We start from the raw sequence: 23,933 nt of genomic DNA on the forward strand, positions 1-23,933 counted from the left end.
CCAGGTTCCCGGAGATCACACATCTGCCCCCAGTCGCAGCACCATTACTCTGCTCCTCCCCGCGAGCGGCCGTCAAGGCATCTCGCCTGCAGGAAGGCAGGCAGGTTCCCGGTCAGCGGTCAGGCGGCGCGGACCTCGATCTCACCGGGCAGTGCCGCATCGGCACCGAAGACCAGATACTGGTTTGCGATCTTCTCACTGAAGAACCTGTCGTGGCTGACCACCACCACGGCGCCCGGGAAGTGTATGAGCGCCCGTTCCATGACCTGGGTGCTGGACAGGTCGAGGTGGTTGGTGGGTTCGTCCAGCAGCAGCACCGACGCGCCGGACAACAGGCACTGCGCCATCGCCACGCGCGCTTTCTGGCCGCCGGAGAGGTTCCCGATTTTCTGCTTGAGGTCCGCTTCGGAGAACTGGAACATCGCCAGGAACCTGTTCACTGACTTCCGGGTGGCGCTAAACGCCAGGCTGTCCGGCAGGGCGTTGACTGCGTGCGAGACGGTGTCGGCGTCGTCGAGCTCCTCAAGCATCGTGTTGTAGGAGACGAAGCCCGGCCCCTTGGCCCATGAGACGACCCCGGTGTCCGCCTCTTCCTGCCCTGTCAGCACCTTCAGGAGCGTGGACTTGCCGCTGCCGTTGGCCCCCAGGACCACGATCCGGTTGCCGCGCCTGATCTCGAAGCCAAGGTCGTTGAAGAGCACCTTGTCCCCGTACGACTTGCCTAGTCCTTCGACCCGGCAGAGGACGTCCTTGACGTGCAGGCCGCCGTAGATCTCGGTGACGATCTGGTCCACCGGACGGGGCGTGCGGGACTTCTTGATCTTGGCCAGCTGGTTTCCCAGACCGCGGCTGGCCGCCTTGGCAGCCTCGCGTCGGTCGGCGATCCCCTCAGCCTCGAACGCCAGCAGTTCGGATTCGTGCACAAACTGCTGCTCAAGGGACTTGAGGCGGAACTGCTTCTGCACGACGTATTCGCCGAAGTTGCCGGGGTACTCGTGCAGGTGGAAGTTTTCCACTTCGATGATCCGGGTGACGACGGCATCCAGGAACTTCCGGTCGTGCGAGACGATGATCGCTGCCCCCTTGAAGTCCCGGAACCAGCCTTCGAGCCATTCGACGCCGGCCACGTCCAGGAAGTTGGTGGGTTCATCCAGCAGCAGCACTTCCGGGTCCTCAAGGAGGATCTTTGCCAGCGCGGCCCGGTTGCGCCAGCCTCCGGACAGCTCGTCGATAGCGCACACCCGGTGGGCCTGGCTGAAGCCCAGCGTCGTCAGGACCTTGTCAATCCGCCGGGGGTAGTCCCAGCCGTCGAGGCGGTCCATGTCTTCGAACAGCTCGGCCTGGCGGGCGATCAACCGGTCAAGTTCTGCACCCGCAGGGTCCCCGGCGATCGCGGTGTCGATGGACGCCAGTTCGGCCTCTACGGCCTTGATCCCGGAAAACAGCCCGTCGAGGACGTCCGTAATGGTTGATGCCCCGTTGAGTTCGGAGAACTGGGAAAAGTAGCCGATCCGTGTTCCCGGCTCCACTGTGACCGTCCCGGACTCCGGGGTAATCCGGTCAAGGATCAACTGGAGCATGGTGGTTTTGCCCGAGCCGTTCTTCCCGATGAGCCCCACCCTGTCGCCCGGTTCGAGGCGGAAGAACGCCTCCCGCAGAATCTGGGTGTTGTCGAATCGCACGCTGACGTCTTGCAGCCGGACAAGGCTCATTGCTGCTGTCCTCTCGGGGGTTGGTTCGTGGCCGTTTACCGGACCGGCAACGAAAAAGCTCCCCCACCCGATGCTGGCGCCGGATGAGGGAGCTGATGTGGTGGAGCTAAGGAGATTCGAACTCCTGACCTCTTCTCAGAGGACAGTGTATTTCATTGGTTGCCAAGGGCTGACGTTGCCTTGCTAATCCGCGGAATCCAGGCGTTTCTGGCGTGAGGGACAGTCCATGACATGTTGACGGTTTTCATCGTTTCCGTGGGGTAAACGTGTGGCGTACATAGACCCCATCGACTGCGCCCGGTTCCTTCGCGGGAAGCCGTGTCTGCGCATGCCTGAGCAGATCGCCCCCACTACCGAAGGCCCATCTTCTCATTCGAACTGTTGATCCCCGCTTTAGCCCCAGAGGCTTGCGGAGTGCCGTGTTTTGCTCCATTTTGCCCGGAATCCAGTCGATTTTGACGTCAACGACAACGGATGAATCCTCACCCGTTGTCGCTGATGAAGGTGAGTTAATGGTGAGTCGGCTGCAATTGCTGGCCGCCTAGCAATGCCGTCAAGCCCGACATAGCGTCCAACCAAGTTCCTTCCTCCTGTCTGCTACTGGACCTCGTTATCCACACAGTCCTTCATCCCCAGACGGGTCGGGGAGCGCATGACTCTATAGCTTTCTGTCGGGTTCCCGGGAAGGCGCGCAGAATGACGACCGTGCCCACGGGATCGGACCTCCGTCCCTGCGCTTCCCGCAAGGCTGATAGCGTGCCATATGTAAAAGCTGACTGACCGAACCAGACGTAACCTCCATCGACCACTGGCCTCTTAGCAATGGCGCGACAGAAACTACGCAGCAAGACTGATCCAGTTAGACTCCGTCTTATGTCCCAAACTGTCAGTGCCGGAACTAGTTCAGGCGATTCAGCTTCTACGCCCCAGAACAATGGGATGGAGCGTTATCCTCCCCGCCGGCGAGCAGGGGCTCGAAGCATTCTTCTTATGGTGATCGTGTTCCTGTACTTGATGCACCTTCTCCTGTTGTGGAAGCCGCTGGAGCGGTGGATCTCCTTCGGTGAGGACTTCGCAACCAGCCCAGCAATGGCCGGCATAGCAGCCGTAGTGGCTGCCACGATAGGCTCTAGGGCCCTCAAACGGCAGCTCGACCATACAAGAAGCGAAGCGGATCGTGCTCGATCAAAGGACTTGGAAACTTCCTGGTGGGAAAAGTTTGAATGGGTTACTGATCGAGTTTTGCCCAAAGATGAGCGTCAAGAGATGTTGGAGAAGCCTCTCGCCTTGTCGCTCTCAACCTCATTGCTGAAAATGTCCACTGCAGACTTTCAAAAGGAGGCCGTACGCGGCGTCATCGATTACTATCTGGCGCCGGAAAGGGAACCCGAACGTCAGAAACGAGGCAGGTCCAGTTCCGACCCCACGTCCCGTTCTGGTCAGCACAGCACCGACTTCTTGCATGCGCTTCAAGAATACGTGACGGCTGCACAATCTATCCCTGGTGGAAGCGGTGTCGCCAGTGGAGTCCTCAGAGGCACGTTGTTTGAGATGCAGGTCAGGGAAGCGTTGACTAGTTTGGGTCCTCTTGGTGATCCTAATGCAGACGAGCGTTTCACCGGCGGCCGGAAGCCTGACGGAATCATGACCATTGGGGATCAGTCGTTATGTCTTGAGACGAAGGCGTGGACAACTCTCAGCTCGGCCCTTGTCTACGAGATGGCCAACGTGGCCGCGCTGTGGAAGCACGCCACCAAGATGAACACCGTAGTAATCACGAGCGCTGAAGTTCCCCAGCAATGGCGATCATCAAACCGAGTACTGAAGGAGCGTTGGGGCGACAGCCTTCGAATAGTGCAGTGGCTGCCGGAGGAAGGGCCTGAGGTCCTAGCATCGAGGATCGGCGATTCTTTCCGGAGTTCCGACAAGTAAGCTGGAACCGTTCCTATAAGCGATTGTTATGTAAAGCGAGCGCCTAGGAAGAGCTCGGGGTGAGGATCACACCGCCACTATCATTGGAGGCTGTGGATGGTGGCCATGGACAGGTGATGCAGAAGCCGGGTTTGATCGGCATCAGGGTTCTGACCGGAAAGTGTCTGAATCGCGGCGCCGGCTAGCTCATCGGGGGGACGCGTTCCTTCTTCCTCGGCCATGATCTGTTTGCAAAGATCGACCAAATGGTCTGCGACCGGGTGGCCTTCTGGAACGTCAGATGGGAGGTACTGGCTGGGTTCAGTTCTTCCGTGTTGTCTATTGCAGGCCAGCCCCCTTTACGCATGTACCGCAGCGCTGCGGCAGAGGATCTGCTGCCTAGCTTCTGCAACAGTTTCAGCACACCTTCGGCCAAAGGCGCCGGCCGCGGAGTGAGGCCGGCGGCATCACAAATCTGCTTCCGTTTTTGGGGCTGCAGCGGCATGAGGTCAACTGGGCTATGTGTCGCGAACTGAAGGGCCAGCGGGAGCACCTCTCCTTCAAGGGTTGGCACCATATAGACGCGCGCTGTGAGGTCCTCACGGAGCCTTTCTTTGGACTTCTGGAAGTCCAAAGCAGGGCGTCGAGTGTACTGACTTCCGCGATCAAAAGTATGTCGCAGCTGTCGACCGTATTAACCAGCAGGTCTTGCGACAAAATGCGGATCAGCCGAAACCCGGACTGAGAACCCAGGAACTCTGTCAACAGTGCTGCCTCACGTGCAGCCCTCCAACACTGGACTTCTACCTGGGGACCTAACCAAAGCCACTGCAGCCCGCACCCGCGGATCGCTGGCACTCGCACAGCGAGTGTCTACAGACGAATTCTTAGCGGGTTCGAAAATTGAGGGCAGATGACAGTTTCAGCGGCACAGTGTCTTAGACCTCAGGGACTGACCAAAACCAACGTCGGTTACTAGTTTTTGTGCTTGGCGATTGCCTCATTGGCGCTCTCGATGATCTTGCTGATGTCATCGGCGGACATCTCTCGATCGACGTCGATGGTCAGTGTGTACATGGCTCGTTTCTTTTCATAAACGACCAACTTAATCACATTGCGGTGGCCAGACTCCGGCGGCTTATTGCGTCGGACCCACCGGTGGACTACAGCCGAAATTTTCTGAATCTGCGTCGTAGCGAGGCCGGAAGCGACGCCAACCCAGAAGTCGTGAAGGCTGAACCAGGCCACAACTACGTCGACGACTTCCCCAGCGCCGCCCAACTGGGCCTGTCTGAACTCAAGGCCTAGCTCGTCTAGCTCATCCGAGAGTTCCGTGTGTGCTGGCGTGCCGGCACCCCACGTAATGAAATAGTAGCCCTCAGACATTGTGCAACCTCTCGCCCGTTCAGATCTCGACCAAGCTTCAGCGTAGCGTGGGGTACTGCCTGCATTTGGCGCAGCAAGTGAGCGGGCAAGGCGGCACGGATGGCATAGGAGCTCACTCTAGTGACGGCACGTACTGCCAAAGTTCCCTATGACGGCCGACAGCCATCGGTATGCCAGGCTATAGTCTGCGCAGCTCATCAGATGATGGCGGGATTACTCGCCTGCTCCCGAAGTACCTTCCGCTGCCCTACTATCGCAATACCCGGCTTGGGTCGGAGGCTCCGCTTCGCTAAATTGCGGAAGCGCGCCCTGCTGCCGCAAAGGTTGACGGCAGTTAGACGACGACTGTGACCCGATAGGGGGCCAACATGCCGGCCAACGTACTTCGGCCTTCCGCTGTGTCGAAGTCTGCCGCAAGTCCTGATGGTACGGCCGGATCTCCTGCCGATTCGATCACTGTTCCGGGATGCCGATCACCAAAGAGGACGTAGGCAGCCTGCGTGGGTTCCTGGCGGCTGTTCCATACATATCCAACTGCGTTGGGGGCTTTGGCACGGAGCCAATGGCCCCAGTGTCGGGCTTGTGCATACTCAGCAGGTGGACACTGTGTGATCCACGTTGATTGGGAAAAAGAGTGGAGCTCGCGACGAGTCCGCATGCCCACAAGTTCTAGGTCGCGAGTGGTCCTGACTGCGCTGATACGTCTTCCCTCATAGTATGCACGAGGAAGAACGAAGTGGCCCTCGCTATCGAAGTCGATGTCCCTAAGTAGAGTTTCTGCCAGGGCGACGTCAATCGTTTCCCCCGCGTAAAGATACGGGTAATCGTCGTCGGCGGTTGCGTCGAAACGGCCGCCACCATAATAACGGTGGCTGGGAAGAGGATTGAAGCTGTCGGCGGGGAAAGTTTTTCTGTGCACTCTGAAGAGCGTGGTCCCAGCAGGAAGGGGCACGAGCGCAGGGGCATCGACGTAGTCGGCTGGGGGTAAGCGATTCGTCATTCAGTCACCAGCTATCATTTGTGATTTGAAGTGCCGCATAGATGATTTCCTCGTCCCGTCCGGTACCAAGGAGATCCGCAGGTCGCATACCTATCCAGCGATTTTTGGTTAGCCACCACGACGCCGCACCGAGGGGATCCTCGCTGGCGCTCAACATAGGCGCAGCGCGGACCACAGCCGCATGAAGTTCGGTCGATCCGCCTTGGATAAACTGAAACTCCGGAAAAACGTGCCGTCCCTCGACTTCCAGCATCATGGCGCCTTCCGGTGTAACAAGCCCCGTTCGAATTCGCTGCCGCGTTATCGCATTTCTGACGGCATCCGCGATAGGAGTCGGAGATTGGCTAGGTTCAGCCGAACTGGTTGCCACGATGGCTACGGCGATCTCGGGGGGTGAAGTAGGAGGCCGCCATTCATATATGCGTGTCACCCGTCCTGACCCGATTGTGCGGCCGCCTTCGCGAATAGCGAACCCGAGGCCCTCTTCCATTGCGATCGGCTGGATGAGCGCAACGGTCATCTCAGTGGTGTCACCAGGCATAACCAATTCCGTGCCTTCCGGCAGGGTGATAACGCCGGTAACGTCCGTCGTACGGAAATAGAACTGCGGGCGGTAGTTGGAGTAGAACGGGTTGCGCCGGCCGCCTTCGTCCGCGGAGAGTATGTAGACGTTAGCCTCGAACTCGTAATAGGCCTTAATCGACCCTGGGACGGCGACGACCTGGCCACGCTCTACGTCATCGCGCTTCAGACCACTGAGCAGGAGCCCACAGTTCTCACCCGCCCATGCTTCGTCGAGCTGTTTGTGGAACATCTCGATACCGGTAACCGTGGTCTTCTGGACCGGGCGGATGCCGACGATCTCGACCTCGGAGTTGATGGCGAGGGTTCCACGCTCGGCGCGGCCCGTAACAACGGTGCCACGGCCAGTGATGGTAAAGACGTCTTCGATCGGCATCAGGAACGGCTTGTCACGGTCACGCTTGGGATCTGGAATGTCGTCAACGGCTGCCATGAGATCTTCGATTGACCGGACCCACTCCGGATCACCTTCCAGAGCCCTCAGGCCGGAAACACGAACAACCGGTGCTTCGTCGCCATCGAAGCCCTGCGAGCTGAGCAACTCACGAATTTCCATTTCAACGAGGTCCAGCAGCTCCTCGTCCTCAACCATGTCGGACTTGTTCAGAGCAACCACCAAGTAAGGAACACCAACCTGGCGGGCGAGCAGAACGTGCTCGCGGGTCTGGGCCATCGGGCCGTCAGTGGCGGCAACCACCAGGATTGCACCGTCCATCTGTGCAGCGCCGGTGATCAGGTTCTTGATGTAGTCGGAGTGTCCCGGAGAGTCTACGTGTGCGTAGTGGCGCTTCTCGGTCTGGTACTCGACGTGGGAAATGTTGATGGTAATGCCGTGTTGACGCTCTTCGGGAGCAGAGTCAATAGACGCGAAGTCGCGCTGCTCGTTGAGAGTCGGGTACTTGTCGTACAGCACCTTGGAAATGGCGGCCGTCAACGTCGTCTTACCGTGGTCAACGTGACCAATGGTGCCGATGTTAACGTGCGGCTTAGTCCGCTCGAACCTTGCCTTTGCCACGCGTCGCCTCCCACGTTTAGCCGCTATATGAATCGGTGGTGCTCCAACTACGAGAACATAGAAGTCGCTCCTGCTGCTTCCACCGGACTCTACATTGTCGGCGGCATCTCAGCTACTGCTCAGGCCGATCCTATTTTCGGTTGCACGCACTAACCTCGGTCTTTCATGAGGGTGTGCCACTGGCCGCGTCGTTAAACGACGAAAAGTGCTCCTGAACTGGGAAAATGATGGTGTCTAAGCCGCATTATCCTCAGTTCAAAGGAGCACCTTTCTGACGTTTAACTCAACTGGGTCCTACCCGCCTGTCCGCGTTGATTCCGCTGGTGAGTGTGTGGTGTCCCAGGCCGGCGGGCTGGTATTGGCCCGGACGGTGCACGCATCCGGTCTCGGCGCCGGGCTTTCGGAGGCTTTGGGTCGGTGGCGGAAGCCTTTTGCCCGCCATGATCCGGGCAAAATCCTCACAGACATTGCTTTGTCGCTGGCTACCGCCTATAAGACTTTCCGGCGTCATGCCGTGCCGCCGAAACATACCCATGAGTGGTCAGAAGGATCATCACTGTTTGTCATTCTGATCCCCATCATCGCTGGGCGGGACCTCCGCGCAACCAGGGCGCGATGCGCCGGGATCGGGCCAAAACTTCGTTCGGCGCTCCTCCGTCGCTTATTTCCTCGCGAGGTTTTGGCCTGGTCCCGGTTCCCCAAGTTGCACTCCGGCCCCTCATACCCAGCGGTGATTCCTCTATCAGAACGACGCACAAATCTGACAGACACACCCGGTGCCGGCCAGTCGCTGAAGGAGAAGGAACATGGAACCGCTCACTATCAAAACCCCAGCCGACGTCCTCAGTTTCATTGGCCACACCCTGGGGTTTTGGCCCCAAGAAAGCCTGGTCTGCATCACCCTCGCCGACAACCACGTAGGAGCAACCCTCCGCGTCGACCTCCCAAAGCCAAGCACCGAAATCAGCTACGCAAAGATGGTCGCCGCATACCTCAGCCACGACACCAGCGCCGAAGGTGTGCTCTTTGCCGTCTACACCTCCCAGCCCAGCAACGGCGACCACAAACCACACGCGGCAACCATCGCCGCGCTCACGGGCGCCCTCGCCGAGCGAGGACTCACCATCAGGGAAGGACTCCTCGTCGGAGAGCAAACAGTGTCACAGTACGACGGCGACCCCCAGAAGGGCGTCCGGCTCCCCCTGAGTGCCACCCAATCCAGCCAGATCAACGCCGAATTCGTCTACCGCGGCAGCACCATCGAACCCACCAACCGCATCACCCTGCCGGCATCGACCAAAGAATCCCAGACCCTGGATGCCGTTGAGAACCGTGTCGCCGCAATCCAGAGCCTGAGCCATTGGGAGGCGATGGAACAGGCCAGGACGCTCTGGACAGAACTGCTCGAAGCGAAGACATACCCGGACGACGAGCAGACAATCGGCCTGATCGCAAATCTCCAGTTCCCCGCCATCCGCGACCAACTCATGGCCGACATCCCCGGGATCGACGAACCCATGGACCGGATCCTCCTGGCCCAAACACACGGCAAGCCCGAGTGGTCCCGCGTCGAGTGGGCTGAGCAACTACTGCTCCACGCCTACACGCACAGCGCCATAATTCACTCGGCTCCGTCTCTGACCGCCATCGCCTTCATCAACTGGTGGGAAGGCCGAGGCAGCAAAGCCCACCAGTTCCTGGAACTCGCCCTCGAAGCCGACCCCAACTACCGCCTCGCCAGACTCAGCGACCAAATGATCGGAACCGGAATGGTCGCCGGCTGGAGCATGGACAAAGGCACTGCCTACCGGGACCGGGGACTCGAAGCATCGTAAGCCCCGAAGTCATAGGGGAACGGACGACGACGGCGGGGCGTTCCGGAGCCAGTTCTCCACCGCCGTATCCCATCCGTCCGGGTCTGCATTCCACTCCTGCGTGTGCTCCGCGGACGGGAAAGTCAGCAGCGTTGCCAGCTGCGGGCGCCGGGTGACGAACTCGCGTGAAATGGCAAACGGTGTCGAACGGTCCCCTTCGTTGTGGATGACAAGCAGGGGGACACTGAGTTCGTTCGCCCGGGCTAAGAAGTCCAGGGACGGAAAGTTCAAGGGCGCATCCAAGCCTGTGATCCAGCGCGTTCCGGGGGAACCAAGCATCTGCAGTCCAAGACGGGCAACCCAACCAGGAAGCATGCTGGACCGCGCATTGGCCACCAGAGTGCTGCTCCAGTCGATAACGGGGGCATTGAGAACGAGCCGGGAGATGCGGTCCCGAAACTCCGAAGATGCCGCCAGCTGAAGTGCGATTGAGGCACCGAGAGACCATCCGAAAAGCACTATCTGGCGTGCCCCTTGCCCAACGGCATACGAAACCGCCGCTTCAACGTCGCGCCATTCGGTCTGCCCCAAGTGATACCTGCCATCCGACGACGCAGGAGAATCGCGGTCGTTGCGGAGTGACACAACCAAGGATGTGTATCCCAGCCGGTTCGCAACGGGCACGCCGCGGAGAGCGCCGGCTTTCGATCCGCCCAAGCCATGGATATGGATGGCCCACATAGAAGAGTCTCTGGACCGTTGCGTCGGTGTGAACTTCCAGGCGGGCGCCATGCCGTTCTCGACGGGAATCTGAACCTCGGAGTAGGGCAGCCCTAATGCTTCCGGCGTCGGATAGACGTATCCGCTCCAAATGCCGGCCCTAGCAGTCCTGAGATCCCCGGAGTCGACCCGCTCGACGAGGCGCGTTACCGTCCCCGCAGCATCGTCAGAGGACACGACCTCCCCAATGCAGGCATGCCCTGTGCCGTTGGAAAACCAGATGCTGTAGCGGCCTGGGGTCATCGTCCGTGCCGATGCCGGCAACTCGACCATCAGCGTTCCGTCTTCGGCGCAGAACACAAGACGGATTTGCAGATCTTCCTTCCGCAGTAGCTTGGGCACCACAACTTGCCGGGCGAAGTAGACCGACGCGAGGGAGGCGGCAGCTCCGGCAACGCCACAACCTATGGCCACCGCTGTAACGGCCCTACGCATCGGCATCGTCCTCAGGAGATTTCAGGCGTTCGTCGATAGCTCTCCGGAGGCGCAGCAGTGTCTCCGGAGAAATCCCCTGCAGTTGTCGTGCAGCAAAGTTTCTCACGCGGTTTTCCCGCAGTGTCCGCAGTAGCTGAAGCTGCGCATCCACCAAGTCGGGCACATCGTTGTCGTCGTCTAAGAGGTATCTGGGATCAACGCCGAAGAATTCGGCGAGGTTCCGCAAGAGCTGCGGGTCCGTGGCCATGGAACTGTCGCCGGCACGCATGTAGGCCCAGCGGGAGCGGGACAACGGCGTTCCGCGGTCAGACATGTGCTTGCTTATCTGCGGATATGTCAGGGGCGCTGAACCCTGGGCCTCAAAAAGATCCAGGAGGAGATTTAGCTTCCGCGCGAGTTTCGCCTGCGGCTGTTCGGGGAACCCGACTTCGCTATCGGTCACGGGGTCGTGTCCCCTTTCCGTGACAGCTTCGGTCGTCGATGTCCGGATGCTGCTGCCAACCCGGCTCCGAGATGTTGCTCCGCTTCTCGGAGAACATCCAGATCATTTTGACTCAGCAATTGGGCAAGGTTCGGGTCCACGAACAGCGCGTCCTGAATCTCAACCAACATCCTATGCAGCCGGCGCTTGGGTGCACCGTGGCGATCGGTCGGAGTTTGAGCCAAATCGAGGCGGACCTCGGATCGCTCCGACGTGATTCTGTCCCAGACCCCAAACAGTCGCTCGACGAGGACAGCTGCGGCCCGGGTATCCGATCTCCGCTGCAGCCGACGTGCGACAGGCGGCAAGGCCAGGCCCACGCAAAGGAGAACCATGGCGCCCACCAGCGCGACGTCGTAGACGTAGGAGAGACGCGTCATGACCTCGAGCTCCCCTATGAGATGGAGAACGTTCATCCCCAGCACGGCAAGGACCAACACCACGGCCAAGGTACAGCCGAGGCCGATGAACACAAAAGCGACGCGGAAGTATGGCCTCGCCATCTCGCCGCGGAACCTGAAACAGGTGAGGCCGGTGACGGCCACCACCACTCCGATGTAGAGGAACTGGACACTCGAGTAAACGGCCGCCGGCCACTGGCTTCCATAATCCTTCATGAAGGAGGTGGAAGTCCGCGGAGCATCAACAAGGCCGAAGCTGACAATGAGGGACACAACCACAATCCCGAGCACCGAAAGCCCTGCCTTATTGTGCTTGTCCACCGTTTCGGTGACATCAGCGGCGCGGAGGATCGCACGGGACAGGAAGTAGATACCCAAAACCATGAAGATATTGGCAATGAGGTCCAGGAGATTGCGGCCCCCGAGTAGCTGGTCCCCCACGATGTAGATTCGGTCAACGTTGAGCGTGAGTGCGGTGGCGATAGTTAGGGCTGCCACCAGGATGCTCTTGTCTTTGCGCCGCTTCAGATCCGGCAGGAGGCACAGCGCCAGACACCAGATGACCGCTGCAGCAATGTCCTGAATCACCCGAAGATCCGTTCAAATGACCGCGGCTCGAGGCTGCTGTCCCGGATGGCGGCGGCAAAGAGATCCGCCAAGGTTTCGGCAGCGGCCTCGATATGGTCCAGGAAGTCACTTCGCCCCAGGATCCGCGACACCTTCTCGCCGGAGAGGTTCGGAAACAACGTCTCCGCATAGTTTGAGGACACCACCAACTCATCGTGTCGGAGCACCATATGGCCCAGTTCGTGAAGGATGAACTGCTGGCGATGCAGTGCCGACGGCGTCGGCGCGTGCAGGATAATCTCCGTGCTGTCCGTAGACAGCCACAGCCCGCAGACAGATCCCCCGTTCAGGGCCTCGGAAACGTCGACCTGAATTCGCCGACGCCGGATGTTCTCAACAATCGATATCAGCCGCTCCAACGAAAGACGGCTCGGCAGATTTAGTGACAGGAAACCTTCTGCAGCAGATCGCACCGGCGAATATTTAGCGGATGTTGTGCCGTCCATCGGAACCCCGATCCTGCGGCCGCCGACTTGTGCCGTACGTTCGCAATCTGACTCATCGGTCCGCTCCTCCCTGAACATCAAGAGGCGCCTCAGTTCCATTGAACGCCCTTGCTCTGGACATGTCCAGAGCCAGCCGAATCTCCTTGCATTTCCAGTACCAAGTTCAACCGCCAATGTTTTGATTCGGCGACGTCTCAAAACCATTGGCCAGCCACCCGCTGGCTGGACTTACCACGACAGCTAGACACCAGCTTCGCCAACATTTTCCTGATGGTCCTGGCTGATCCGTGCGAAACGGGGCTGCGCGCCTCCGATGAACACCTCTACCGACTTCACTCGGGAGTAGCCGTCCAGCACGACAGTCAGCCACGACCGAGCGCGGTACCGCCGTTCGATTATGGCGTCATCGTCGTCGAGGGTGGACCTGTGAGGTACAGATCAACCAGGAACTTGGGGACCAGGTCGTGGGAGTCGATCGCCGATGGCGTGCTGACCGAAGCGGCTCGTTGCCGGCCGACCATAACACTTGGCTCCGGGTCCGGAATCTACTTCCACACCGTGAACCAGGCAGCGAGTCGACACGGCCCTAAATCTCATGCGGACAGCAATTCAGAGGACAGAATGAACACCATGCGTCTCGAATCAGTCAGGGTCCAACTCTTCCGCAACGTGGTCGACAGCGAAGAAATCGATATTGACCCTCAGGTGACCTGTTTCGTTGGAAAGAATGAGAGCGGCAAGACCGCCCTGCTCAACGCGGTATACCGCCTCAACCCGGTCCACGCGTCGACAACATTCGACGCAAGCAAAGATTACCCACGTTGGCGCCTATCGAGAGACAGGAAAGCGAGCAGTATCGATGACGCTGTACCAGTCTCGGCTGTCTTCTGCATCGAAGATGCGGATCGTGCTGCGGTAATCGATGAGTTTGGTGAGGGCGTGCTGACAACGGATAGGCTCACCCTCAGCAAGCGCTACAGCGGCGCATCCACCCTTGACTGTTCGGTAAATCATGAACAAGCGCTCACCAACGTCCTTGAGACGCTGGAGACGCCCCAGACGTTGCGCAACGTATTCGCGGGCGAAGGCCTGGCCGGGGTCGGGAAACTGGCCGCCGGTCTGGAACCGCCGGAAAATGGAGATTGGGAAGCAGCAGATCTGGCCAGCATTGTGAAGGAATCCACAGCCCTGCTGAATGGGAATAATACGGCCGGCGCTGTAGCAGCCCTCCTGCAAAAACGTTTGCCTAAGTTCTTCTACTTTTCGGACTACCAAGCTCTTCCGGGTCGAATCGACATTGCCCAGCTTCAAGGTGCTGACACTCCGGGTGAAACAGGCATCCAGACGGCCAGGGCACTTCTCAAGCTGGCATCAACCGACGCTGCATCGCTAACAGAAGAAGAATTTGAAGACCGCAAGGCGGAATTGGAAGCGGTGAGCAACGAGCTGACTGAGGAGGTACTGGAGTACTGGAAACAGAACACTGATTTGTCCGTAGAGATCGATCTCGACAAGAAGACAGTGGCGACCCACAACGGTCAGACCGCTGTAGCCCAGTTCCTCGACGTCCGAGTCAGAGACGCACGCCATGGCTTCACCAACAATTTTGATCAACGATCGAGCGGTTTCAAATGGTTCTTCAGCTTCCTCGCTGCCTTCAGTGAATTCCAGGACTACGAACACGGCGTAATTGTCCTGCTCGACGAGCCCGCCCTCACTTTGCACGGAAGAGCTCAAGCAGACTTCCTCCGCTACATCGACGAACGCCTTGCCGCAAGCGCCCAGGTCATTTTCACCACTCACTCACCATTCATGGTGAATCCCTCGAAACTAGACAGGGTCAGAATCATCGAAGATAAAGGGGCGAAGCGCGGATCAGTAGCCACCCGCGAGACCCTGGCCGTGGGTGTCGATTCACTGTTCCCTCTTCAAGCTGCCCTGGGCTACGACATAGCCCAGAACCTGTTCGTCGGCCCTAACAATCTAGTAGTCGAGGGTACAAGCGACTACACCTACCTGTCGTTGCTTACAGATCATCTGCAATCCCTCAACAGAGAGGGACTTGACGCCAAATGGCGGATACTCCCTGCGGGAGGAGCCGCGAACATCCCGTCTTTCGTGGCCCTCATTGGCCAGGGACTAGATGTGACAACGCTCATCGATGGTGGGCCGTCGGCCCAAACTAAACTGCACAATCTTGCCGACCGAGGACTGCTTGAGAAAAAGCGGATCTTCGTAACTGATCAATTCACTGAAGGTATCTCTCCCTCGGACATTGAGGACTTGTTTGACGAAAAAGACTACCTCCACCTATACAACCTTGCCTTCGGTCTGAAGCTCACCGAGAAAGGAGCTCCAGGAGCGGACAAGATAGTTGCCAGAATCAGCCGGGCAAACAAGAAACCATTTGTCGACCACGGCCGGCCAGCTGACTACTTACTCCGCCACAAGCTCGTACAACTCCCAAAACTGAGCGAAACGACGTTGAGCCGGTTCGAGAACCTGTTCAAAGAGATCAACAAAACTCTGAGCTAGAACACCCTCCTCCATCCGCGGTAGGTGGCAGTCCTAATACTCCGTCCATCTCGAACCAGGCCCCCACGCAATGCCTCTTCCGGGCTCGGATCAGGCACCGATCGCAGCGACGCAAGCAAGACGGGCTCGGCACCCGGCCGCTGTCTTTGATCCACCCCGAACCCCGCGCCATCGACCTTCACTCCTTCACGCCATCACACCTCTGGCATCCAAGGCCGTCGCCGTGAGCACCGGCTCACGGCCAGTCATGTCGCCAGTTGCGTCCATGTTGATGAACGGTCGTGAGCGGGAAAACTTGCGAGGAATGTCGAGGACGTTTCATACCGTCGCGCACATCGCAACGGTTCTGCTCCACCCGCTGCGCCAACCGACAGCGTGATCGTCGACGACGGCGCCACACATTGCAGGGACGCCAGCCTCTCCCCTGCCAGGTCCCACCCCAACTCGTGGCCCCAGCTTCCTCGGATGCACCGGCAGCCCTAGGTCCCGCTGGCAACCAGTCAGTGGACTCCGTTCTCGACCAGCTCCGTTCCCAAGCAACCGACATCGACCACCTCGAAGCTGAGAACGCTGACCAGCGGGCAACCATCAAGAGCCTCCGCGCCAACGTGGTACGCCTCCACGCAGTCCAGCAAATAGACGGGAAGGACCTGCTCCATCTCGCCGGCAGGCTCCTGGCCCACTCCCAGGCCACGGGCGTCGAACTCGACAACGTCACCAAAGCGCTCTTCCGCCGTCGCGGCTGGTCGTCCTCCAGCCGCAACCCCCAAGCTGCGCAGCCATGACAATGTCCATCGCCCGGCTCTCCGCCCAGTCTGGCCTGAAGTACCTCTTCAAGACCACCATGATGGACGATCTGGCGGTCACGCCCGCGGACGCCACCACCTACTACGTGAAAGCCGGAACACCGCAGGGCCGCTGGCTCGGCCAAGGGCTGCCAGGCATCAACCGAACCGCTGAAGACAAAATCACCGAAACCGACGCCAAAGCCATCTTCGACCACGCAACCCACCCGGACACTGGCACTCCCCTGGGCCGTCCGCACGGCCAACCCACCATCGTCCAAAACAGCCAAGGACAGGCAACCACGCGGCACGCCGTCGTCGGCTTCGACCTCACGTTCAGCGTCCCCAAATCCGTCTCCGTCCTCTGGGCCCTCAGCCCAAGGAGCATCCAAGTCCAAATCCTCGCGACCCACCACCAGGCGATCAAGGCCACCCTGGAATGGCTCGAAGAGAACGTCATCCATACCCGTGCGGGGCGAAACGGCGTCGCCCACCTCGGCACCCATGGCGCCATTGCCGCCGCGTTCGACCATTGGGAGTCCCGCGCCGGAGATCCGCAGCTCCACACCCATATGGTCATCGCCAACCGGGTCCAGCGCATCACCGACGGCGCCTGGGTCACCCTGGACTCGCGCACGCTGTACAAGGCTGCGGTCGCTGCCAGCGAGCACTACAACGGCCTCCTCTTCGATGCCCTCCGCCGGAATCTCGGCACGGACACTGAGATCCGCGAACCCGCCGCGAACACTCACAACCCCACCCAGCAACTCACCGGTGTCGACGACGCACTGATCCGCGAATTCTCCAACCGCTCCCGCCTCATCGATCTGGAAACCGACCGCCTCGTCGCCGAATGGACGGCAAGCCACGGCACTCCCCCACCCGCCACGATCACCATCAAGCTCCGCCAGCAAGCAACCCTTTCCACCCGGACAGCGAAAACGGCAACAGCCGTCCCTCTGCACCAGCTCTCCGCCCAGTGGAAAGCACGCGCGGCCGCCAAAGGCTTCGAACCCCGCGACGTACTCGCCAACACCATCCGCCGCTCCCGCACAGCCCCCTTCCGCACCGGTGACTTCACAGTCAACTGGATCGACGCCGTGGGCTCACTGACCCGCGAGCGCGTCGCAGCCAAACGGGCCACCTGGAACCGGTGGAACCTCCTCGCCGAAGCCGAGCGTGTCTGCGTCGACATCCGCTGCCACACACCGCACGACCGCACCACCATGATCAACGCCGTGGCCACCGCCGCAGAAAGCCAGTCCGTCCCCCTCAACGACTACCGTTACACGGTCCCCGCCGACGCGCAGCGAGACCTCACCTTCGCGGATCGCAGCGTCTTCGACTTCCACGGCGCCCGCCTCTACACGGACGCGGCAACCCTCGCCAATGAGAACATCGTGATGGAGGCAACGAACGACGACGGCGGACCGGCCGTGAGCGCGGCCGTCGCCATGGACTCACTCGCCGCGTACAGACACCGTGGTCGCCTCGAGCTGCACGGTGACCAGCGCGCCGCGGCAGCCGAAATCCTGCTGAGCGGCAACCGGCTTGACGCCGTCGTCGGGCCCGCAGGAACCGGTAAGACAACCACCCTGGGCGCGGTCAAAGCCGCCTGGGAAACGGAGTTCGGCGTCGGCACCGTCGTCGGGCTGGCGCCGGCGGCGGCGAGCGCCGAGGTGCTTGGCCGGGAGTTGGCGATGTCCACGGAGAACGTGGCCAAGTGGTTGTACGAGTCGGTCGGCCAGGGCGCCGGCAACAGGGCTGCGCGTTTCTTCGACACAGAGCAGCATCTCAGCGGGCAGGCCACAGCCAGAAGTCCCCACGCCATGCGCCTCGCCCAGGAGACCACCCGGCTCGCTGCCGAGCAGAACAGGTGGCGCTTCCATCCGAACCAGCTCGTCGTCGTCGACGAAGCATCCATGGTGTCCACGCTCCAGTTGTCAGCATTGGTGCAGCAGGCGAGGGATGCCGGGGCCAAGGTCCTCTTGGTGGGAGATCCGGCGCAGCTGGATGCTATCGACGCCGGCGGTATCCTTGGTTGGCTCGATCGGGAGAACAAGACCGTTCGGTTGAGCACAATATGGCGGTTCGAAGAGGCGTGGGAACAGGACACGTCGCTGAAGCTCCGGGAAGGCGATGTCGGAGCAATCGCCGACTATGAAGCCCACCGACGGATCCACCACGGCAGCTACTTGGACATGGTGGACCATGCCTACTCGAACTGGCAGGCAGACACCAGTGCAGGCAGCTCGTCCATTCTCATCGCGGCGGACAATGAGACCGTGAGCATGCTCAACGAGCGAGCTCAGGCCGACCGCGCTATCCAGGGTGCTGTGGACGCGGAACGCACAGTGCCGCTCAGCGACGGATTGCAGGCCGGTGCCGGAGACACGGTGATTGCCCGCCGCAATGACCGCCACATCACGGACAGCAGCGGCGACTTCATCCGGAACGGAACAATGCTCGACGTCGTCCGTACCGGCGGGCGCAACGGCTCGCTGACCGCTGTTCGACGGGATACCGGCGCGACAGTCACGCTGCACCGCGACTATGTTGAGTCCTCGGTGGAGCTGGGATATGCGACGACGGCGCACCGTTCTCAGGGCATCACCGTGGACACCGGACACACCGTGGTGACGCAGGGCCGGCTCACGCGAGAACTGCTGTACGTGAGCATGACCCGGGGTCGTGCCGGAAACCGCGCCTACGTCAGCGAAAACGACCCGCTCGACGACGAGCCACTGGATCCTGCATTGCGGCCTTCCTGGCGCCATATCTTGGGCGAAGTTCTCGCCGCAGAAGGCGCCGAGCGGACTGCCCACGAAGTCCGCGACGGAGAGCGGTGCAAAGCAGACAGCTTGGAGCGGCTCTCTGCGGAGTACGACTACCTCGCACAAATCGCGGCTTCGGAGGACCTGACGCAGTTCCTGGATGCACACGCACCTGAACGTGCCTTGGAGCTCCAGCAATCACCCTCATGGGGTGCGGCCGTCGCAGCCTGGCGCCGATCCATTGTGATCAACCGCCCGAGTACCCAGCAGCTCGTGCTCGGAGCGTTAGAAACGGATGCTGGCGCGCGAGATCTGGTGGCCGTGGTCCATGCCCGACTCCGGCGGTTCGTTTCAAGGATGCCCGCCGGAGAAGTCGATGCGATGGCCGAGCCAATCCCAGCTGCCCGCGCCGACCTCAGGGACTTGATCAACCAGGTACAGAACCGCATCCAGAACAGGATGCACCGCGTCACCCGAACAGGGATGATGCAGGACACCGAATGGAAGCGGAATCTCTTGGACCTCCTGGGCCCAGTCACCCTTCCAGTGGACGCGACCATCCTCATTCGCCGTGTAGCCATCTACAGGGACCGGTGGGGCATCGAAGATTCGCCGCTTCCCTTGGGACCGGTTCCTGCCTCCCACGAATGGGAACAACCGAGGCAGCGGGCGAATGTCGAACGCTGCGTTGATCGGGCTGCCCTGTCCTCCTACGCCGCACTGGAGACTCCGGAATGGCGCAGCGATCTGCACATCCCGGAAGAACGCCTTATCAATGTCGGCTGGCAACTCTAAACTGGGCAGAGGGGCAATCAATGGACAAGAACCCAGTTCTGAGGCCGAAGCTTGCGACACCTGCGCTGATCCTGAGCAGCGTGGCTACACTGATCTGCGCCGTCTACGCTGCAGGAGTCATGGGTGCCAGCAGGCAGCCGACAGTGGTCCTCATCTTGGCGGCTCTGGCGACCGTCCTTCTGGCTGTCGCACTCGGCGCGATCTGGTTCTCCCGTGCCCGCCGACTTCGCTCTTGGACAGCAGCCGCAAACGAGAAGTGGAACCGCCTGGACGACCTGAAACGAACACGGGGGACTACAACGGAAGTCACTGTCCTGAGCGTCGATGCCCTCGAGCCCACAGGCTCATGGATTACCATTCGTTGGGACCGTTTCGATCACGTTCAGCGCGCCTGGATAGAAGCATGGCGTGAGCCAATTTGGGCCGGAACCACACTGCTGATCGCGCCGGATCCCGTCCAAGTCCGGCCGGGTTTACCCTGGCCATCGACTTACTACATTTGCAAATCAAATCTCCTCGCTTGGGCACCCGGCAGGCGGCCCCTGCCACGACCTGAGAGATCAACCGTCACAGGCTGATAGCCTGGTTATCCGGCCCTTCGCATTTAAGCATAGTTGGTTTGTTTGATCCGGTAGGGGCGGTGTCCGCCGGCGGCGAGTAGGCATCTGATTCGGTAGTTGGTGAAGTTGCGGAAGCCGCGGGCGATTCGGCGGGTGGTTTCGATGACGCCGTTGATCGCTTCAGTGGGTCCGTTGGAGGCGCCGTTGGTGTCGAAGTAGGCCAAGATCGCCGACTTCCATTGTTTGAGTGTCCGGCCGAGGCGGGCGACTTCGGGTATGGGGCAGGTCGGGAACGACGCAATCACCTCGGTCACCAGTGCCCTGCCTCGTTCCGGGCGGGCGTGGTAGATGTTGCGGAGCTTCTGGTAGCACTGCCAGGCCAGGGTGACTTCGTGGCCCGGGTCCCCGGCGATCAACTTCGCATCAAGCCTGGAAATCTGTTTCTCGGTGAGGTGTTCGGCGCCGATCTGCAGGGTCCGGCGGATCCCGTAGAGCGGATCACCCTTGCGGCCCCGGTGTCCCAGGGTGTCCTGCTGGACGCGTCGGCGGAGCTCATCGACCATGGCCGAACCGAACTTCACGACATGGAATGCATCCAGAACGGTGATGGCCTCGGGCAACTCGTCACGGATCGCGTTCGCGTAGCCCCGGAACGGATCCAGCGCCGCGGTCTTAATCCCGCCAGTAAATTCGTCGCCGCGCTCTTTGAGCCAGTCCGCGTAGGCCTTCCCGGACCGTCCCGGCACGAGGTCCAGCAGCCGGGCGTGAACTGTCCCATGGGCGTCGCGGGTGTGATCCTCGATCCCGGTCACCATGCCGGTGCCGGGCGGGCCAGTGTGGGCCCAGACATGCTCGTCGACGCCCAGGGCATCCACGCCCTTCAACCTGCCGGCGGCACTCATCCGGCGCGCGGCCTCGGCGCTGATTCCGTGCCAGACCGTGTGCCAGGAGACGCCGAGCTGGTGGGCCAGGGCCGAGACCGACGTGTCAAAATGCTCGAGCGCATCGGTTGCCCAGGCCACGGCCCGGGCGGTGAGTTTCGCCCGCGGTCCTGCCAGCGGATGCTCTTCGGTGAACGTCGTTCTCGGGCAGTCCGGGTCAGGGCACCGCCAGACGCGCTTGGCCCACAGCAGCCGCACCGGCCGGCCGAAGCAGGGGATGTCATGGAGCCGGACCTGCCGGCGTCCGTGCCCGACGGCGACGACGCCGCAGTCGGGGCAGCCGGTGACGTCCTCCCCGGTCTCCACGCTCAGGACAAGGCCGGCCGCGGTTGCCATGACGGAGCTGACGTGGATGCCCTCGACACCGAGCAGCGCGTCCGCGCGCGTGCACCCGTGGCCATGGGAACAAGACATAGAGTTATTCATGTCAGGGTCTCTTTTGGGTATTGGTTTGCTTGGTCGCTACCAATTCAAAGAGGTCCTGACCTCTTTCGTGCCACGCCACGCCGCACCCGGCAACCGCCCACCCCGCGGCGACAGTCTCAGAGCGCTCTAACCACGCTCATCTGCGAAGGGCCACATATTCCTCATTTGTGGCCGGCGTTCCGGCCAGGGGTGCCGGACAATTGGGTTTGGGCACGAGAAAGCCGCCGCAACCTAATGGCTGCGGCGGCTTGTCTGGGGTGTAGCGGGTTACAACTTCTTCGATTCGGTGTGGAATTCCGGCTTGATCACGGATTTCAGCGAATACTGGATTTGGTGCCAATGCCGTAGATGGACATGCTCGGACCGGGCTTCCCATCCACGTCATAGGCTTCCAAGGCGTGCCAATCAGCGGTCTCCGACAAAGTCAGTACGTTCTCGCCCCTTACCGTCCTTGGCCTCATTCGTCAGGTATTTGGCCACCTCTTCGTCGGTGTATTTGTTCTGCTTCTTCAGCATTGCTGCAGCGGTGTCGTCGGAAATGCGGTAGTTCACCTTCCAATTGCTGGCCAGCAGGACTGCGGCGGGCTGGAGATCAGTCTTTACCCCCAGCAGCAGGACGACGGCCGCCGCACAATGACCGCCGACAGCTGCCTGACGGCCCGGGCCGCTGGGCCCTGAAAACTTGCCCGAGGCTTCTATCGGTCGGTCCTAATATAGGTGCTGGACACTGCGCGTATTTTGGTCGGTGAATGCGAGAACAGAGAGGGGCTCGGGAGCATCGGTAAGCCAATAGGGGGCTTCTCCGACGTCGGGCGTCACCGCACCATACAGACTTGTGGCATAGCCGTGAATTCGCCGCCAGTCGATACCACTGAAGTGGTAGGTGTGGAGGAAGCCATCCATCGCGGCTGTGTGCCGGAGTGCAAAAGGTCGAATTGGCCCTAGAATTATTGGGAAAGCAATGTCCTCCAAGGTTCGGGGATCGCGGCAGTACATAATCGCTTGCTCGATAGCCGCGACGTACCATTCAGAAAGCGTTTTTGCGCGCCGTCCGCCTGCGTCTGGAATAGCCGGTCGAAACTTAGGGAAGAGGCCCCTATTTGACCGGTATATTTCTTCGACGTCTTCCTTTGCAAGGAGTGAAACCGCCCCGCCCGTCGTTGGGAAAAGGCCCGCAGACATGTTTCGCTCAATTTCAGTAAGTGCACCCATCGCCTCTTCGTAAGAGACGTCGCCGGTGTTTCCGAGAAACTGGCGAACCCAATGGTCCATCTTGTTGGTTCTCACCTAATCGCCTTTCTTTCGCTAATCAATGACCCATCATGGAGCCGGACCTGCCGGCGTCCGTGCCCGACGGCGACGACGCCGCAGTCGGGGCAGCCGGTGACGTCCTCCCCGGTCTCCACGCTCAGGACAAGGCCGGCCGCGGTTGCCATGACGGAGCTGACGTGGATGCCCTCGACACCGAGCAGCGCGTCCGCGCGCGTGCACCCGTGGCCATGGGAACAAGACATAGAGTTATTCATGTCAGGGTCTCTTTTGGGTATTGGTTTGCTTGGTCGCTACCAATTCAAAGAGGTCCTGACCTCTTTCGTGCCACGCCACGCCGCACCCGGCAACCGCCCACCCCGCGGCGACAGTCTCAGAGCGCTCTAACCACGCTCATCTGCGAAGGGCCGGTTATCCGTCTATCGAAGCAATAACATGGCGGCATTTTCACAGGGCTAAAATGTCATCCCTGGTGCGTATCATAATCGCCCAAAACGTCGGCTTTGTGCCCGATTCCTAGCGAATACTTCGTTACCACATCAAGACGGGCGCTTTCGCTTATGGTGTGCGGTTAGCGAAGGGAATCTTCCCGTACTTGTCTTGAAAGGCCATAATCATGGCCTCCTCCAGCTTCTTTTCCGTCCCGCCTTGCACAACCTTCCAGGCCACCAGCAGATCCCTGGCATCGGCCAATTGCCAAATGTATTCGCCGCCACTGTGGCCGTGGCTTCGTCCTTGGCCCGCGAGTGCGTATTCGTGGATCCTGTCCCACAAGCCTCCGCCGTTTTTGCGCTGACTTGCCTTGCCAAAGTACAAGACCGAGGCGCCGGGCACCCAGTTGGCTTCAAGCTCACCAATTGGCGAATTTGCCTTACGAGCCTTGTGGGTTCCGCCGAATCCCTTGGCCAGAAAGACTGGGGGCGAGGTGTTCGCCCGTATTACGACATAGACTCCCGGCGATTTCGGGATTCCACCATCGTCCTGGGCATACTGCTGCCGGATGTTTTGGAACGTTTGAAATCCCTTGAAGCCCTCGCCCACGAGCTCAAGGACCGTAAAGAGCTTCAGTTTAGCCATGCAGCGGCTCCGATCGGGCTGTGTTCTGCTCTGGAAATTTACAGCGCTAAGTGGCGCTCTGGGCAGTCGTCTTGGATCATTTTGGTTGCTTGCTTTCAGCCGCCCCTTCGGATTTGGCAGCCGACGTTCCCCACCCAGAGGCGCATCCGGACGGACACGCCTCGCTCGGCCACCATTCCCA

General features: G+C 60.4%; 17 protein-coding genes and 1 pseudogene. 5 read left to right on the forward strand and 13 right to left on the reverse strand.

Features of this window, described 5'->3' with window-relative positions; translation table 11 throughout:
• Nucleotides 1–119: 119 nt before the first annotated feature.
• Entirely contained in the window at nt 120–1,712 is a 1,593-nt protein-coding gene (locus tag AC1MDG_RS14420; protein WP_479804655.1) for an ABC-F family ATP-binding cassette domain-containing protein, read from the reverse strand.
• Between the two features lie 990 nt (nt 1,713–2,702).
• Here AC1MDG_RS14420 and AC1MDG_RS14425 point away from each other — a divergent pair.
• Nucleotides 2,703–3,644, forward strand: coding sequence for a hypothetical protein (locus tag AC1MDG_RS14425; protein WP_479804657.1), 942 nt, complete (start codon nt 2,703–2,705; stop codon nt 3,642–3,644).
• A 954-nt stretch (nt 3,645–4,598) separates the two neighbouring features.
• Here AC1MDG_RS14425 and AC1MDG_RS14430 read toward each other — a convergent pair.
• The 3 genes and pseudogenes from AC1MDG_RS14430 to tuf all read right to left on the reverse strand — a co-directional run.
• Complete coding sequence (locus AC1MDG_RS14430; RefSeq protein ID WP_479804659.1) at nt 4,599–5,009, reverse strand: hypothetical protein; 411 nt, start codon at nt 5,007–5,009, stop codon at nt 4,599–4,601.
• Nucleotides 5,010–5,343: 334 nt separating this feature from the next.
• Nucleotides 5,344–6,009 carry an RES family NAD+ phosphorylase gene (locus AC1MDG_RS14435; RefSeq protein ID WP_479804661.1) on the reverse strand — a complete coding sequence of 222 codons (666 nt, stop codon included), beginning with the start codon at nt 6,007–6,009 and terminating at the stop codon, nt 5,344–5,346.
• A 418-nt stretch (nt 6,010–6,427) separates the two neighbouring features.
• Nucleotides 6,428–7,606 (reverse strand): annotated as a pseudogene (gene tuf / locus AC1MDG_RS14440) (elongation factor Tu); the annotation flags it as partial.
• A gap of 806 nt (nt 7,607–8,412) precedes the next feature.
• On the opposite strand from tuf, the gene AC1MDG_RS14445 reads away from it, so the two are divergent.
• Entirely contained in the window at nt 8,413–9,441 is a 1,029-nt protein-coding gene (locus tag AC1MDG_RS14445) for a DUF4192 domain-containing protein (protein ID WP_479804662.1), read from the forward strand.
• A gap of 9 nt (nt 9,442–9,450) precedes the next feature.
• On the opposite strand, the gene AC1MDG_RS14450 is transcribed toward AC1MDG_RS14445, so the two are convergent.
• Genes AC1MDG_RS14450 through AC1MDG_RS14465 form a run of 4 tightly spaced genes read right to left on the reverse strand, consistent with a single transcriptional unit; the run spans nt 9,451 to nt 12,590 of the window.
• Complete coding sequence (locus AC1MDG_RS14450) at nt 9,451–10,635, reverse strand: alpha/beta hydrolase (protein WP_479804664.1); 1,185 nt, start codon at nt 10,633–10,635, stop codon at nt 9,451–9,453.
• Entirely contained in the window at nt 10,628–11,077 is a 450-nt protein-coding gene (locus AC1MDG_RS14455) for a hypothetical protein (protein ID WP_479804666.1), read from the reverse strand. The genes AC1MDG_RS14450 and AC1MDG_RS14455 overlap by 8 nt, the downstream gene beginning before the upstream one ends.
• Nucleotides 11,074–12,105 (reverse strand): hypothetical protein, encoded by a 1,032-nt coding sequence (locus AC1MDG_RS14460; RefSeq protein WP_479804668.1) that lies wholly within the window; start codon nt 12,103–12,105, stop codon nt 11,074–11,076. Before AC1MDG_RS14460 ends, AC1MDG_RS14455 begins: the two co-directional genes overlap by 4 nt.
• The gene (locus tag AC1MDG_RS14465; protein ID WP_479804670.1) at nt 12,102–12,590 is read right to left on the reverse strand and encodes a hypothetical protein; all 489 of its coding nucleotides are present in this window, start codon (nt 12,588–12,590) and stop codon (nt 12,102–12,104) included. The genes AC1MDG_RS14460 and AC1MDG_RS14465 overlap by 4 nt, the downstream gene beginning before the upstream one ends.
• Nucleotides 12,591–13,220: 630 nt before the next feature.
• Between AC1MDG_RS14465 and AC1MDG_RS14470 the strand changes: the two genes are divergently transcribed.
• The 3 genes from AC1MDG_RS14470 (at nt 13,221) to mobF (ending at nt 19,479) form a co-directional block, all read left to right on the forward strand.
• Nucleotides 13,221–15,125 carry an AAA family ATPase gene (locus tag AC1MDG_RS14470; RefSeq protein WP_479804672.1) on the forward strand — a complete coding sequence of 635 codons (1,905 nt, stop codon included), beginning with the start codon at nt 13,221–13,223 and terminating at the stop codon, nt 15,123–15,125.
• Nucleotides 15,126–15,628: 503 nt separating this feature from the next.
• On the forward strand, nt 15,629–15,910 hold the full coding sequence (locus AC1MDG_RS14475; RefSeq protein ID WP_479804674.1) for a hypothetical protein: 282 nt from the start codon (nt 15,629–15,631) through the stop codon (nt 15,908–15,910).
• The gene (gene mobF, locus AC1MDG_RS14480; RefSeq protein WP_479804676.1) at nt 15,907–19,479 is read left to right on the forward strand and encodes a MobF family relaxase; all 3,573 of its coding nucleotides are present in this window, start codon (nt 15,907–15,909) and stop codon (nt 19,477–19,479) included. The genes AC1MDG_RS14475 and mobF overlap by 4 nt, the downstream gene beginning before the upstream one ends.
• 604 nt (nt 19,480–20,083) lie before the next feature.
• Here mobF and AC1MDG_RS14485 read toward each other — a convergent pair.
• The 5 genes from AC1MDG_RS14485 to AC1MDG_RS14505 form a co-directional block, all read right to left on the reverse strand.
• Nucleotides 20,084–21,406: an ISL3 family transposase gene (locus tag AC1MDG_RS14485; RefSeq protein ID WP_479804678.1), complete on the reverse strand. Its 1,323-nt coding sequence runs from the start codon at nt 21,404–21,406 to the stop codon at nt 20,084–20,086.
• Nucleotides 21,407–21,811: 405 nt separating this feature from the next.
• Nucleotides 21,812–21,958, reverse strand: a complete 147-nt coding sequence (locus tag AC1MDG_RS14490; protein ID WP_479804680.1) for a hypothetical protein — start codon at nt 21,956–21,958, stop codon at nt 21,812–21,814.
• Between the two features lie 156 nt (nt 21,959–22,114).
• Nucleotides 22,115–22,693 (reverse strand): hypothetical protein, encoded by a 579-nt coding sequence (locus AC1MDG_RS14495; protein WP_479804682.1) that lies wholly within the window; start codon nt 22,691–22,693, stop codon nt 22,115–22,117.
• Nucleotides 22,690–22,920, reverse strand: coding sequence for a hypothetical protein (locus AC1MDG_RS14500; protein ID WP_479804683.1), 231 nt, complete (start codon nt 22,918–22,920; stop codon nt 22,690–22,692). The genes AC1MDG_RS14495 and AC1MDG_RS14500 overlap by 4 nt, the downstream gene beginning before the upstream one ends.
• A gap of 313 nt (nt 22,921–23,233) precedes the next feature.
• Nucleotides 23,234–23,752 carry a hypothetical protein gene (locus AC1MDG_RS14505; RefSeq protein WP_479804685.1) on the reverse strand — a complete coding sequence of 173 codons (519 nt, stop codon included), beginning with the start codon at nt 23,750–23,752 and terminating at the stop codon, nt 23,234–23,236.
• Nucleotides 23,753–23,933: the final 181 nt, after the last annotated feature.

The sequence above is a fragment of the Arthrobacter sp. AIWTK1 genome (genome assembly GCF_056680535.1).

Bases quoted from the DNA above. Each gene is read 5' to 3' on its own strand.
- AC1MDG_RS14485 (WP_479804678.1), bottom strand. From the start codon at position 21,406: ATGAATAACTCTATGTCTTGTTCCCATGGCCACGGGTGCACGCGCGCG.
- mobF (WP_479804676.1), top strand. From the start codon at position 15,907: ATGACAATGTCCATCGCCCGGCTCTCCGCCCAGTCTGGCCTGAAGTAC.
- AC1MDG_RS14445 (WP_479804662.1), top strand. From the start codon at position 8,413: ATGGAACCGCTCACTATCAAAACCCCAGCCGACGTCCTCAGTTTCATT.
- AC1MDG_RS14435 (WP_479804661.1), bottom strand. From the start codon at position 6,009: ATGACGAATCGCTTACCCCCAGCCGACTACGTCGATGCCCCTGCGCTC.
- AC1MDG_RS14470 (WP_479804672.1), top strand. From the start codon at position 13,221: ATGCGTCTCGAATCAGTCAGGGTCCAACTCTTCCGCAACGTGGTCGAC.
- AC1MDG_RS14505 (WP_479804685.1), bottom strand. From the start codon at position 23,752: ATGGCTAAACTGAAGCTCTTTACGGTCCTTGAGCTCGTGGGCGAGGGC.
- AC1MDG_RS14420 (WP_479804655.1), bottom strand. From the start codon at position 1,712: ATGAGCCTTGTCCGGCTGCAAGACGTCAGCGTGCGATTCGACAACACC.
- AC1MDG_RS14500 (WP_479804683.1), bottom strand. From the start codon at position 22,920: ATGTCTTGTTCCCATGGCCACGGGTGCACGCGCGCGGACGCGCTGCTC.
- AC1MDG_RS14465 (WP_479804670.1), bottom strand. From the start codon at position 12,590: ATGGACGGCACAACATCCGCTAAATATTCGCCGGTGCGATCTGCTGCA.
- AC1MDG_RS14450 (WP_479804664.1), bottom strand. From the start codon at position 10,635: ATGCGTAGGGCCGTTACAGCGGTGGCCATAGGTTGTGGCGTTGCCGGA.
- AC1MDG_RS14430 (WP_479804659.1), bottom strand. From the start codon at position 5,009: ATGTCTGAGGGCTACTATTTCATTACGTGGGGTGCCGGCACGCCAGCA.
- AC1MDG_RS14425 (WP_479804657.1), top strand. From the start codon at position 2,703: ATGGTGATCGTGTTCCTGTACTTGATGCACCTTCTCCTGTTGTGGAAG.